We start from the raw sequence: 14316 nt of genomic DNA on the forward strand, positions 1-14316 counted from the left end.
ATCACTTTAAAATCTGAATTAATTTCTCAATTAGTTCTTTTTCCAGAAAAGGCTTTAAAACCAATTCGTTTATACCCGATTCAATGTATTTCTTCCGGTCTTCGGGCATTACATTTGCAGTTAAGCCTAAAATCGGAATGTTTTTCCTTAACGTATTTTCATTTCCCCTGATTAGCCTGGTTAATTCAATACCGCACATTTCAGGCATCTGGATATCCGTTACGATAATGTCGTAATCATTTTCGTTAAATAATTCACAGGCTTTAAATCCATTATGCGCAGAATCAAAATTAATTTTATACTTTTTAAGAATTGTACCTGCCAGCAAGATATTCAATACATTATCGTCTACTAAAAGAATGCGTTTATCTTTTAATACATGTACATCTTCAGTTTTTACAGCATAGTTTGTTTCTGTTACAGGTGGTTTCTTTGTTATTTCGTAAGGCAGCTCAAATGAAAAAACCGAACCTTTTGTTTCCTCGCTGTTTACGCTGATGATGCCACCCTGAAATTCTATTATTTTTTTACAGATGGCTAGTCCCAGTCCCGTACCCTGTTGCTTCCCTCTTGTTGACGAATAATCTGCCTGTGCAAATTCATCAAAAATTACTTGCTGATCCTGAGGTTTAATACCTGTTCCCGTATCTGAAATACTAACTTTTAATGAGGTTTGTTTTAAATCCGTTTTTATTAATTCAGCTTTTAAACTTACATGCCCCTTAACCGTAAACTTAATTGCATTGCTTAATAGATTCATTACAACCTGCTTTAAGTGTAAAGGGTCGCCGAGGAGGTAAATATCCTTTCGGATGTTTATTTCTTTAATAAAACCAATTTTCTTTCTATCGGCCTGAATCTTCATACCGTCGAAAACATCCTGAATTGCCGATAAGGGCGAAAACGCCACCTGTTTAATGTTTACTTTTCCCGTTTCATATTTAGAGAAATCCAGAATATCATTTACAACATCCAGCAGCAGCACCGACGAATTTTTAATTAAACCGACTTGCTCTTTTTGCTTTTCCTCAAGATTAACCTGTGTGAGTTGCTCGGAAAAGCCAATGATGCAGTTTAATGGTGTACGAATTTCATGGCTCATATTTGCTAAAAAACGACTTTTGGATAAAGCATTAAGTTCCGCTTTTTTACTGTAATCTATTAACTCCTGTTCGTTTCTGTAAAAATTATAAACCATGTAAAAAACAAACGATGATAAACCAGTTGCTAAAACAAGTAGTAAGACCGTGAATTTATCTAAATTTTCTACTGTACCATCCTTTTTTACATTCGCGGAATGCTGTATAGAAGAATAATAATCTTTCTCCTTCAATTTATACTGCTTTAATCCATTTAGAATAGTAGATATCAGCAGATGATTTACGTTAAGCAATTTCTTTTCCTTGCTTTTTAATTTTTTATTAATGTTATAAAGCCTGATATAATTATCAATGGCTTTAAACTGCATTTTTTGGTATGCTGAGTTAACAGGAAAAGAATCCGGTGAAATAACATCTCTGATGAATGCCGGTCTCCCTTCATAAACGGCGTTAGTATTTATTGCATTAAAATAGTTCTTGTCAGATTGAAAGGACGTACGATTTGATTTTAGGGTGTCGAACTTTATAATTGTCTTTAACTTCCGGTTAATAATCAATTTGCGGACAGGGACGATTTTGTTTACATTTTTGCCCAGTTCGACAGAAAAACTTAGTAAGCTATCAGCGAGTCGCTTTAAAACAATGAACTGTGCAGTTCTAAGTTTTTTCTGCTTAATTAAATTATTAAATTGCGTTTTCGATAGTGGTTGTTCGCTTTGATTCAGCTCTTCAATTTTATCCACGATCGAAGAAAATTCTTTAACCTCACTTAGAAATTTTGTGTAATAATCCCGTTCACCAACAATCACATACATTCTGCAATTATTTTCCGCGTTGTAGAGCTTAAAAATGCAGCTGTCTAATTCAGTGAAGTCATTCTGAACATGAATAAACCTATTTCCGGATTTTAAGAGGGATATTTTAGAAAAATTAACAACCAGTCCGGCTATTATACCAAACATGACTAATATTAAAAATACGACGATTAAATACTTTTGTGCTGAATTTTTAATAATGTTCAAATGCGTTAATTAATTTTTCGATTGTGTTAATGTCATTTATGCGACCTCATCGATAATTTTAGGTTCTTCCTCTACCTCATCTTTTTCTACGCGCAGGTTTTTAATAATGTGCTGTTGCCTGTCGGGCGTATTTTTTCCCATATAATATTCAAGCAAACTTTTAATGGTTTGATCTTTCAATATAACAGGGTCAAGCCTGATGTCTTTACCAATAAACAAACCAAATTCATCAGGAGAAATTTCTCCCAATCCTTTAAAACGGGTAATTTCAGGCTTGTTACCTAATTTTTCGATGGCATTTCGGCGTTCTTCGTCACTATAACAATAAATGGTTTCTTTTTTATTCCGAACCCTGAACAATGGGGTTTGTAAAATGTAAACGTGTCCTGCTTTTACCAAATCAGGAAAAAACTGAAGGAAAAAAGTCATCATTAATAACCTGATGTGCATTCCATCTACATCGGCGTCGGTAGCAATAACAATATTATTGTAATGCAAGCCTTCCAAACCATCCTCAATATTTAAGGCATGTTGTAATAAATTGAATTCTTCATTCTCATAAACCACTTTTTTGGTTAACTCATAACAATTAAGCGGTTTACCTTTTAAGCTGAAAACAGCCTGGCAGTCTACATCACGGGATTTTGTAATCGAACCTGATGCGGAATCGCCTTCGGTAATAAATAAGGTAGTTTCGTAACGTTTCTCATGAGTAGAATTGAAATGAACCTTACAATCGCGAAGTTTTTTATTATGCAATGATGCTTTTTTAGCCCTGTCGTTAGCCAGTTTTTTAATACCGGCAATATCTTTACGTTCTCTTTCCGATTGATTGATACGTTTTAGAAGTGCATCAGCAACATCCGGGTTTTTGTGCAAATAATCATCAAGTTCCTTTTTAACGAAATCATTAATGAAGGTTGCAACCGATGGCCCCTCGGGTCCCATGTTCTGAGAGCCCAATTTTGTTTTGGTTTGCGATTCAAAAACAGGTTCCTGCACACGGACGGAAATGGCCGCAATAATTGATGAACGAACATCAGCAGCATCGAATTCTTTTTTGAAAAATTCACGAACGGTTTTTACTACCGCAGCCCGGAAAGCCGCCTGATGCGTTCCGCCCTGTGTAGTATGTTGCCCGTTTACGAATGAATGGTAATCTTCGCCGTATTGCTGACCATGCGTCATCGCAATTTCGATATCATTACCAATCATGTGAATAATCGGGTAGCGGATCTCTTCCGGCTTATTAAATTTAGAAAGTAAATCGTAAAGACCTCTCTCCGAAAAATATTTTTGATTGTTAAAGTTTATCGTCAATCCGGTGTTCAGAAATACATAATTCCAAACCATGCTCTCCACGAAATCAGGAATGTAATGGTAGTTTCTGAAAATGGTTTCATCAGGATAGAACGTAATGGCCGTACCATTTCGCTGCGTTGTATCAATTACCGGTTGCTCATTTACGATCTCCCCTTTCGAGAATTCGACCTTTTTAGTTTTACCATCCCGGTAGGATTGTACAGTGAAGCTGGTGGATAATGCATTTACTGCTTTCGTACCCACACCATTTAATCCAACCGATTTCTGGAAGGCATTACTGTCGTACTTACCACCCGTATTAATCTTGCTTACGCAATCTATAACTTTTCCCAGGGGAATACCACGACCATAATCACGAACGTTTATTTTTTGTTCAGAAACGGTGATTTCAATGGTTTTTCCGGTTCCCATCACAAACTCATCAATAGAATTATCTACAATTTCTTTTAACAAAACATAAATCCCATCGTCTTGTGCAGAGCCATCACCAAGTTTACCGATATACATACCGGGACGTAGTCTGATGTGTTCTTTCCAATCTAATGAGCGAATACTGTCGTCGTTATAAATTACTTCTGCCATAAATTTTGTTATTTGCTGTCAGGTTGATTGAACTTTATTTTAATACAAAGCAGCCATAACGAGGGATGTTCGGAATAAGCTTTAACATTCAACATGATAATTTCAGGGATGATTTGCTATCGAGAATTTGAAAATTACTGTTGTTTGTTTTCAAAGATCTCAAATAGCAAAATTATTATGCAATAATAGATTTATTCTTCGAGGCTAGCAAAATAAAATTCAACAAAGTAACAGAACACGTAAGATTTTATGGAAAATGTAATGATGTAAGATGGATGACGGGCTGGTTGCATTAAAATCCCCGGTTTTTTATTCCATTATCCATCTTCCATTATCCATCTTCCGTTATCCATCTTCCGTTATCCATCATCATACATTTCCCATCTTCCATCATACATTTCCTCCATCTTCCATATTTTCCCTATCTTCATCCAATCATTTAGTATTCCTTTTAATGCAACAGAAAAAGCAACTTTCGCGCTTCGATTTATCCATGATTGTGGTTAGTTTGGTAATCGGCATGGGTATTTTTCGTACGCCGGTGAATGTGGCTGCAAAAGCTCAGATTCCAGAATTATTTTACCTGGCCTGGTTTATTGGCGGTTTAGTGGCTTTTTGTGGCGCACTAACTTATGCAGAAATCGGTTCTCGCTATCCGGTAACCGGTGGCTACTACAAAATTTTCTCCATTGCCTATCATCCATCAATAGCGTTTGCGATTAACTGTATTGTATTAATTTCCAGTGCCGCATCAGTAGCTGCAATTTCGATAATCGGTGCCGAATACCTTGGTAAAATTATTTTACCTGCAGAAATGCAGAATGAAACTTATCGGGTTGTTATCGCGATTACCACCATTTTAATATTTTATCTCATTAATTTATTAGGCTTAAAAGCCAGTTCCAAAACCCAAAATGTATTAACAGTTATCAAAATCGGTTTGATTTTAATTTTGATTTGTGCGGTATTTTTTGGCGGACAAGTACAAGCCGTTACACCAATTTTTAAAACTTCAGGCGGTGCTTTACCAACCTGGGCCGACTATGGAAAAGCGTTAGGCCTGTGCTTAATTGCGGTCTCTTTCTCTTATGCCGGTTATGCGCAAACCATCAATTTCGGCGGTGAAGTTAAGGAAGCAAAAAAAGTGATTCCACGTTCGATTATTATCGGCTTAACTATAATTGTACTTCTTTATCTGACTATAAATTATGTGTATGTAAAAGTCATTGGCTTCGAAGAATTAAAATCAGCTGAAAGTATTGCGGCTATTTTAGCTTCCAAAATATTTGGTCCGGCGGGATTTAAAATGCTTTCCGTTATCATTTTTATATCTGTAATGGGCTATGTTAATGTGAATTTGTTAAGTAATCCACGGGCGATGTTTGCCATGGGCGAAGAAGGTGCTTTGCCAAAACTATTCAGCAAAATGAATAAGAAAACTGAGGTAATAACCTGGAGTTTAACCATTTTTACGGTTATAGCCGTTGTCATTATTTTTTACGCCAAAACGTTCGATAAAATTTTAAATTATACGATTTTTCTCGAAAGTATAAGTATGGCCAGCTCTGCAGCCACTATTTTTATCCTCAGGAAACGCACGGCACATCTTGATAAAAAAACCATTTACACCGTCCCCTTATATCCTATATTGCCCATCATATTTATCGCTGCTTACACGTTCGTTGCGTTTAGCATTTATGCGGATGACCCGAACGCTGCGTTAAACGGATTATATATTTTTATTGGTTTTCTAATCATCTATTTTGTTTCGAAAATGTTTAATAGGAAAACCTCGGTTTAAGACATGAATAAGACACTCTCTTTAAAGCAGGAAATTGCTTACGCTGCCGGTATGATTGGCTGGAGTACAATGACGAATATTATCATTGTGATGCTGCCCTATTTCTACCTCCCGCCGAGTAATTCGGGTTTACCGCCACTGGTTCCACAGCTTGTTTTTTTGGGCGCATTTAATATTTTATCAATCATTGCCGCTTCGGGCAGATTAATTGATGCTATTTTTGACCCCTTTATTGCATCAAAAAGTGATGCAAGCAAGAATCCGAATGGCCGCCGGTTGCCGTTTATGAAATGGGCAATAATTCCCGCCATGATTTTCTGCGGATTGGTTTTTTATCCCATTCAAAAAGGAGAAAGCCTGCATAATGCATGGTGGTTAACTGTTACACTTTGCTTATTTTTCATTTCGGTAACCACTTATATTATTCCTTATAATGCATTGCTGGCTGAGGTAACAAATACGCCTCGTCAAAAAGTAAAGTTATCCAGCTATCAGCAGGTTGGTTTCGTAATTGGTATTATTCTATCCGCCTGCACCAATAATTTTGCTGATTTAGTTCAAATGAATTTTGTCGTGTCCAGTCGCAGCGAGGCTGTCCAAATTGCCATTTGGGGCTTATGCCTGTTATCAGGCTTAGTGATGCTTCTGCCTATTTTCTTCATCAACGAAAAGGAATTCTCAGTTGCCAAACCAACACATATTCCGCTTTGGCCGGCGATAAAAAACACCTTTAAAAATCGCAATTTTAAATATTACCTGATTTCTGATTTTGCCTTTTATACTGCTTTAAGTATTATCTCGAGCGGTTTATTATTTTTTTGTACCGTTTTGTTAGGACTTTCAGAATCTGAAGGTGGAAAATTTATGGGCGCCATGGTGATGGCTTCTTTGCTATTTTATCCGATAGTGAACTTCGGCTCGGCCCGCTTTGGCAAAAAACCTTTTGTACTGCTTGCTTTTGTGGTTTTATGCTTAATTTTCATCGCCATTTTCTTTTTGGGAAAAATGCCCCTGAGTCCATATACACAGATATATATACTGGTTTTATCTGCGTCTTTCCCTTTAGCCGCACTGGGCATTTTACCTACAGCAATACTGGCGGATATTGCCCAGGAAGATACGCTGACAACCGGCGAAAATCATGAAGGTATGTTCTTCGCTGTCAAATATTTATTCGTAAAACTCGGTCAGACTTTTGGTATCGCAATCTTTGCGATGTTAACCATTTACGGTAAAGATCCCGGAAATGACTTCGGCTTACGCCTTAATGGAGTTGTTGGTTTCGGACTTTGTTTACTCGCGTTTCTGTTTTTTACCAGGTTTAAAGAAAAGAAGTAGGTAGTTGAGATATCTTTAACCGCAAAGGGACACAAGTTTTCCGCAAAGCACACCAAGCTAGTGTTACCATATAAGATATTAAAGAAAATATAAGCGGGCTGTGTAAAACTTCTCAGGTGAACTAAGGTGTCTGAGGTGGTTAATCACGATAGTTTATTAACCGCAAAGCGCATAAAGCGAGTTTTACCATATAATATATTTAAGGAAATATAAGCAGTTTTTATAAAGCTCCTCAGATGAACTAAGATGTCTGAGGTGGTAAATTACAATAGTTTATCAACCGCAATAGCATTAAACAAAAAAATACATGAATAAAGGTGTGATTAATCAGCACCCATATTCATGTATTATAATTATAAGTTAAACCACAAATTAGTAACCCGGGCTCTGCTTAAGTGTGCCCTTGCTCCTATCGATTTGGTCTTGAGGCAGCGGAAAGTATTCATCCCGTGTTTCGACATTAATACCTTTTAAATAATCGAAATACCCGCCTTCAAAAGAAAAATAACTTTCCAGTGTCTGTTTAACAATTCCCCAGCGAACAAGATCGAAAAACCGATGACCTTCCATAGCCAATTCCAGTCTTCGTTCAAAACGTACTGCATTTCTGGCATAAGTAGCGTTTGGAAAAGATGGGTAAGGACTTACTTTGTAGGCTGCTGCGGGCGAACCATTGATTTGCTGCGGAGTTATTTTTGCAGCACGTTGCCTAACTGCATTTACGAGCGTTAAAGCCCGACTTAAATCGCCATTTTCCACAGCACATTCTGCGGCCATCAGGTAAACATCACCTAATCGAATCAGGTTAACATTTAATCCGGTTACATTGGTTGTACCAGGTGCAGTACCACTGGCAATCTGAGCAGCTTCTATTGTATTTTTAACGGCAACAAACGGACCACCATTACTTACATCACGAATCCAGGTATCGCCGGCCATTATTCCCCAGTCGCGATATGGAACGCCACGTCTGCCAATAGTTGATTCTATTCGAGGATCTAAAGGAAGGGTTTTATCCACAACGTAATTATCTTTGGCGGCGCCGGTTAATCCAAAATCAGATTTATACGGATTCGTTCTGTAGCTACCGTCAAGCAATGGCAAACCGTTTGCATCTACTTTAAAAGCATTGGCCAAATCAATAGATGGCTGGAAGAAACCGCAGCAGTTAATCGGCGTATTACCATAAGGAAAATTTAAAATATCGCCTACGTTTCCATTATCCCCACCGGTGCCATCTGTTCCAACGGAATGTTCTACAACCATAATGGTTTCAGGACCGTCTTCTTTAGTGATATCAAAGTTATCAGAATAAGGCAGCGTAGTCAAGTCCGGTTTAGCTAAAATTACGGCATTAAGCAAATTGTAGGCTTCGGTATATTTTTTCTGATACAAATATACTTTTCCAAGATAAGCCTGAGCTGCGTATTTATCTACACGTCCTTTTTGATTTTTTGGTTTGCTTGTACTTAGATTTGCTACAGCGAAAGTAAGATCATCAACGATATTCGGATAAATATCTTTATCATTTGGCACAAATGTACCCGTTGTTGCTTCTGTTACATAAGGAACCAATTTGAAAACCCTTACCAAAAAGAAATAATAATGCGCACGCAGTAAGCGGGCTTCTCCCTGTATTTCTTTTGCACGGGCATCTCCAAATTTAACCGAACCCTGACCGGCTTGTAAATTGGCCAGTATTTTCAGGGTATTGTTGCAACGCTGAATACCTTCAAAACACCTGTTCCAGATGTTTGATAAATTATCATTTGTACTCGTTGGTGCATGCTGTTCAATGGCATTCATATTCGGCTGGTCACCTACGCTACTTCCTTTATGTGCATTATCGGAAGCAACCTCACCAAATAACCACTGGCTTGGTGCAGCACCATAATTTCCATAAGTACCATTAACATTACCGTTTAATAAGCTGTAAGCACCAACCAGTAAACCTTCAACACCATCCTGTGTGGTTAATTGCGATTCCGTAAGTTCTCCCTGAGGCTGAACAGTTAAAAATTCCTTCTTGCAGGAAAGTGTACTGCAAATTAACAGCGAAAGGATAATATATTTTATATGTTTCATCTTTATATCTTTTAATTAAAATCCAACATTAATACCGATTAAAAACTGACGAGGCGTAGGATAAACACCTTGATCTACACCTGGTGCTGAAAAGGTATCCGTAATCTGACTTACCTCTGGGTCCATGCCGGTATATTTGGTAATGGTAAATAAGTTTGTTGCGCTTACATAAACCCTTAACCTGTTAATGGCGACCTTTGAACCAAAGGCTTTAGCCGTAGGGATTGAGTAACCAATCTGTATGTTTTTTAACCTCACAAAACTCCCGTTCTGGATATAATAGCTTGATGACGCAAATTCTAAATCTGATGCGCCTGCATAGGCAGAAGGTGTAAGACTTGTTGGATTTGAAGGACTCCAGGCATCTAATAATCTCGTGCTTTTAGCACCATCGAAAGATGGGAAATCTGTGAAATAACGGGTGGCCTGGAAAATATCATTTCCTTGAACGCCGTATATAAATGCAGCAACATCGAAGTTTTTATAAGATACATTTAAATTCAAACCATATGTAAAGTCCGGATTGGGATCACCTATTATGGTACGGTCTTTCGGGTCAATTAAGCCGTCTCCGTTAACATCCTGATAACGCAAACCACCAACCCTTGCGCCTGAATAAGATGGATTATTCTGTATATCGGCAGTGCTTTGATAAATTCCCGCAGTTTTATAACCATAGAATGAACCGAACGGTGCGCCTTCTTGCAACACACTGGTTTGTAAACTTCTGTAGTTACCGTAAACCTGGTTAAAAATACCCGGTGCTAACCTTACAATCTTGTTGTTGTTTTTTGAAAAATTTAACCCGACATCAAATCTGAGCGGGCTTTCAGCTGTTCTACCATAATGGTAAGCTACATTAAATTCGATACCCTTATTGCTCATATCACCAATATTTACAAATGGTGAACTACCCAAACCAACTACACTCGCCGGCAAAGGAAGGTTGTAAAGCATATCTGATGTTTTTTTATTATACCAATCGATAGATCCATCAAAGGCACCACCTAACAGGGTAAAATCCAAACCGACGTTCAGGGCTTTTAAAGATTCCCATTTTACATCAGCATTTTGATACGCATTTTGCCATACACCGGTTGTTAATCCATTTGCACCACCAACTGCGTACGCCGAATTTATAATAGAACTTTGGAAACGGTTAATATACTGATATGGTGGTATCCGCTGATTACCGGTTTGTCCGTAGCCTACGCGAATTTTTAAGTCGCTAACCCATTTTACACTTTTCATGAATTCTTCTTCCGATAATCTCCATGCTGCACTTGCTGCAGGATAAAAACCATATTTATTGGCATCTCCGAAGTTGGAGGAACCATCGCGGCGAAGGGTTATGCTGGCTAAATAACGGTCATGATAAGAATAATCTACCTTACCGAACAGGGAGAAAAGCGACCCTATCGAACCGAAACTTGTATTGCTAATATTAGAAGAGCCTGTACTTAAATAATAATAATCCTGATTACCTAAAATAAAGAAGTCATTTCTGCCTGCGTTTAATTGCCTCGATCTCGATCGGATGGCTTCCGTACCAACTAATACATTCAGTCGGTGTTTCTCATTAAATACTTTACTGTAATTCAAGGTATTCGTCCAGGTCCACTCCGTATTATAGCCCTGGTATTCGTTCAGGTTATTTGAATTGTTTCCCTCGGAGAATTCTAAATTCGGGTAACGCATGGATAAACCGTTAAAGTTCTCGTAACGTAAACCGAAATTTGTTCTCAGTACCAGACCAGGAAGAATGTCGCCTTCTGCAAATGCATTTCCAAAAAAGAAATTGCTTTTATTTAAATTATCTTTAGCACGGTAAAGGAAAGCCAACGGATTTTCGGCATTACCCAGCTGGCTTCCGCGGCTTCCGGCAAAATTTCCGTTAATGTCATAAACCGGAATAATTGTTGGAATACGGTAAGCCCATCCCAAAGCACTTCCCTGATCCTGATAACCACCAGGTGTATTTGGATTAACACCAAATCCATAACCTTCCGAGTAACTGTATTGCGCATTTTCACCAAAACGCACATGTTTGTTAAAGGCAGATATGTTGGTATTCGACCTAAAATTATATCGCTTAAAACCTGTATACTTGATGGTTCCTTTTTGATCGAGATAGCCACCAGAAAAGGTATAGGTTGCATTCTCTCCACCGCCTGTAGCACTCAGCTGATAATTTTGAACCGGGGCAGCATCAGTTATCTCATCAAACCAGTTTGTACCTTGTTTATTTGCTTTCGTAATCTGATAAAACAGGTTTGGATCGCGGCTATAATTATATTTTGAAGGGTCAGCATCTGCTGCCGTAACATCCTGACCTAATTTTGAACCGGCAACAAGATATTCAGGAAGTACCGGTGTCGGACCTGAGCCATAGTTTCTGCCTGCTGCGATTGCTTTCCCGGCATTTTTGTAACCGTCAAAAACGTATTGTGCGTATTGCTGAGGATTCATCATTTCGGGAAAACTGCTTTTTCTCGGCGCCTGGGTACCATAATAAGAATCCAATGTAATTTTCGGCGCACCTGTTATACCTTTTTTTGTTGTAATGATTACAACGCCGTTATTGGCCCTCGAACCGTAAATAGACGCAGAAGAGGCATCTTTCAAAACCTGCATACTTTCGATATCATTTTGGTTAAGCCAGGATAATTTGCCTTCGAAAGGAACGCCGTCAATAACGTAAAGTGGTTCATTATTATTAATTGTACTCGTACCACGAATCCGGATTTGTGGGGTAGAGCCCGGTGCACCATCGTTTATAATCTGCACGCCGGTAGCCTTACCCTGCAAAGCTTCTACAGCACTTGCAGCAGGCTGGGCTTTTAACAAATCCATACTCACCACTGCTACTGCACCGGTTAAATCTTTTTTTCGCTGGGCAGAGTAACCTGTTACGACCACTTCGGTAAGGTTGTTGTTTTCGGCCTGCAAAATAACGGATATATTGGTTTGGTTACCTACCGAAACTTCTTTTGTTACATAGCCAACAAAAGAAAAGACGAGTACATCAGTTGGATTTACCGTAATTGAAAATGCACCATTCGCATCCGTAGTGGTTCCGTTAGTTGCATTTTTGACTTTAATTGTTGCACCGATTACCGGAAGTTTTTCATCACTGGATGTTACCTTCCCGGTTACTTTGGTTTGTGCATTTGCTGTAATGGCAAACAGCATGCCCAGGCACAAGAGCAGAAAACTCCTCTTGATAAAAGATAGATTTTTTTTCATATGTTAATGATTAGTAAATAATTTTTGAAATCAGACTTTATAGATTATTTGAATCTACGTATCAGCGTACATAATTCATCAGCAGTTAAAAGCCGATTCCTTTTTTAAATACTGTACAGATGGGGGAGAAATAAATTTCTCAAAATAGAGTAATGGAGTTTTCATAATAATTGGTTAGAAGTTAATAATTACAATAATGTATTCTAAAATACTTTATTAACAATGATAAATAAAATACTTATTATAATAATAAATATACAAATAAATAATTATGGTCATACAAAAAAGATAAATTGCTTACCTGATAACTATAATAATATTGATACAAACTCTTCGGCTTAAAGGAGGTTTAGTTTTTCCATAATAATTCGTATATTTGCCGCCGAAGCAGGAATAAGGGCTTGCCATTCTGAATGGCATATTCTCTCCGCAAGTTAGTCCTTCAACAAATGATTGTTCTAGCTTCTTCAACAAATATTACAAAAACAGATACATGTTATTCAAAGAATTAAACCTCATTGAGCCAATTTTAAAGGCGCTTGAGAAAGAAGGTTATACACAACCGACACCTATACAGGAGCAATCCATCCCCACAATATTAAAAGGAAAAGACTTATTAGGCTGCGCGCAAACCGGAACAGGTAAAACCGCTGCCTTTGCCATCCCGATGTTGCAATTATTGCACGAAAAACACATTAATACCAAAGCAACAAAAAACATAAAAGCTTTGGTGTTAACCCCAACCCGCGAACTTGCCATTCAAATTGAAGAAAGCTTTAAAGCTTATGGCAGTAATTTAAATTTACGCCGCCTGGTAATTTTTGGTGGGGTAAATCAACATTCGCAAGTTGAGGCCTTAAGGAAAGGCGTTGATATATTGGTTGCTACCCCCGGTCGTTTATTAGATTTAATGAACCAGGGATTTATCAGCTTAAATACTATTGAACTTTTCGTTTTAGATGAAGCTGACAGGATGTTGGATATGGGTTTCATTCACGATGTGAAGAAAGTAGTAGCTAAATTACCGGCGAAACGCCAGACTTTATTTTTCTCAGCAACCATGCCTGATGAAATTCAAAAGTTAGCAAATACGATCCTATCCAACCCTACGAAAGTGGAGGTTACACCAGTTTCTTCAACAGCTGAAACCATCAATCAATCAATCTATTTCGTTGATAAACCTGATAAAAAGAAATTGTTAATTCACCTTTTAGAAGATAAGGCAATTGAAACGGCGCTGGTTTTTACCCGTACAAAACATGGTGCGGATAGAATCGTAAAAGACTTAGCCCATGCGGGAATTAAAGCTGCAGCGATCCATGGAAACAAATCACAAAATGCTCGTCAGCGGGCCTTAACCGACTTTAAAGACCGGAAAATTCGTGTTTTGGTGGCAACGGATATTGCTGCACGTGGTATTGATATCGACCAGTTATCTCACGTTTTCAACTACGAATTACCAAATATTCCGGAGTCTTACGTGCATAGAATTGGTCGTACGGGTCGTGCCGGGGCAAATGGTATTGCCATTTCATTCTGCGATGCGGAAGAAAATGAGTACTTATTGGATATCCAAAAACTGATAAAAATTACTTTACCCATTGTTGATAACCACCCTTATCCATTAACCTGGGAAAGCATGCTGGCTAAAAACCAGGTAAAACGCAAACCTCAGGCACAATCGAAAGGTGGCGGCGGCGGTAAAAGAAGTGGAGCCGATGGCAACATGAGCGGTAAACCCCGTAACGCCAGCAATAACAGGAGATTTGGTGGAAATAGAAATAAGGCTAAAGCGAAGTAAGCTAAAAGCTGAAAGGAT

7 protein-coding genes are annotated in these 14316 nt (G+C 38.2%); 3 read left to right on the forward strand and 4 right to left on the reverse strand.

All coding sequences use genetic code 11. The annotated features are described in order from the left end of the window. Position 1: 1 nt before the first annotated feature. Entirely contained in the window at positions 2 to 2062 is a 2061-nt protein-coding gene (locus O0931_RS15050; RefSeq protein WP_269416410.1) for an ATP-binding protein, read from the reverse strand. 96 nt (positions 2063 to 2158) lie between these two features. Next, on the reverse strand, positions 2159 to 4027 hold the full coding sequence (locus O0931_RS15055; RefSeq protein WP_269416411.1) for a DNA topoisomerase IV subunit B: 1869 nt from the start codon (positions 4025 to 4027) through the stop codon (positions 2159 to 2161). 271 nt (positions 4028 to 4298) lie between these two features. Here O0931_RS15055 and O0931_RS15060 point away from each other — a divergent pair, with 271 nt between their 5' ends. Further along, on the forward strand, positions 4299 to 5828 hold the full coding sequence (locus tag O0931_RS15060; RefSeq protein WP_269416412.1) for an APC family permease: 1530 nt from the start codon (positions 4299 to 4301) through the stop codon (positions 5826 to 5828). A gap of 3 nt (positions 5829 to 5831) precedes the next feature. Continuing rightward, positions 5832 to 7166: an MFS transporter gene (locus tag O0931_RS15065; RefSeq protein ID WP_269416413.1), complete on the forward strand. Its 1335-nt coding sequence runs from the start codon at positions 5832 to 5834 to the stop codon at positions 7164 to 7166. Positions 7167 to 7538: 372 nt separating this feature from the next. Here the strand turns inward: O0931_RS15065 and O0931_RS15070 are convergent, their stop codons facing one another. Beyond that, entirely contained in the window at positions 7539 to 9251 is a 1713-nt protein-coding gene (locus O0931_RS15070; RefSeq protein ID WP_269416414.1) for a RagB/SusD family nutrient uptake outer membrane protein, read from the reverse strand. A 15-nt stretch (positions 9252 to 9266) separates the two neighbouring features. After that, positions 9267 to 12497, reverse strand: coding sequence for a SusC/RagA family TonB-linked outer membrane protein (locus O0931_RS15075; protein ID WP_269416415.1), 3231 nt, complete (start codon positions 12495 to 12497; stop codon positions 9267 to 9269). Between the two features lie 493 nt (positions 12498 to 12990). Here O0931_RS15075 and O0931_RS15080 point away from each other — a divergent pair, with 493 nt between their 5' ends. After that, complete coding sequence (locus O0931_RS15080; protein ID WP_269416416.1) at positions 12991 to 14298, forward strand: DEAD/DEAH box helicase; 1308 nt, start codon at positions 12991 to 12993, stop codon at positions 14296 to 14298. Positions 14299 to 14316 lie beyond the last annotated feature (18 nt).

It is taken from the genome of Pedobacter rhodius (assembly GCF_027213645.1).
GTDB lineage: Bacteria > Bacteroidota > Bacteroidia > Sphingobacteriales > Sphingobacteriaceae > Pedobacter > Pedobacter rhodius.

What these genes read in the sequence shown, in the direction of transcription:
- O0931_RS15060 (WP_269416412.1), top strand. Translation starts at nt 4,299, where the DNA reads ATGGATGACGGGCTGGTTGCATTAAAATCCCCGGTTTTTTATTCCATT.
- O0931_RS15075 (WP_269416415.1), bottom strand. Translation starts at nt 12,497, where the DNA reads ATGAAAAAAAATCTATCTTTTATCAAGAGGAGTTTTCTGCTCTTGTGC.
- O0931_RS15065 (WP_269416413.1), top strand. Translation starts at nt 5,832, where the DNA reads ATGAATAAGACACTCTCTTTAAAGCAGGAAATTGCTTACGCTGCCGGT.
- O0931_RS15080 (WP_269416416.1), top strand. Translation starts at nt 12,991, where the DNA reads ATGTTATTCAAAGAATTAAACCTCATTGAGCCAATTTTAAAGGCGCTT.
- O0931_RS15055 (WP_269416411.1), bottom strand. Translation starts at nt 4,027, where the DNA reads ATGGCAGAAGTAATTTATAACGACGACAGTATTCGCTCATTAGATTGG.
- O0931_RS15050 (WP_269416410.1), bottom strand. Translation starts at nt 2,062, where the DNA reads ATGTTTGGTATAATAGCCGGACTGGTTGTTAATTTTTCTAAAATATCC.
- O0931_RS15070 (WP_269416414.1), bottom strand. Translation starts at nt 9,251, where the DNA reads ATGAAACATATAAAATATATTATCCTTTCGCTGTTAATTTGCAGTACA.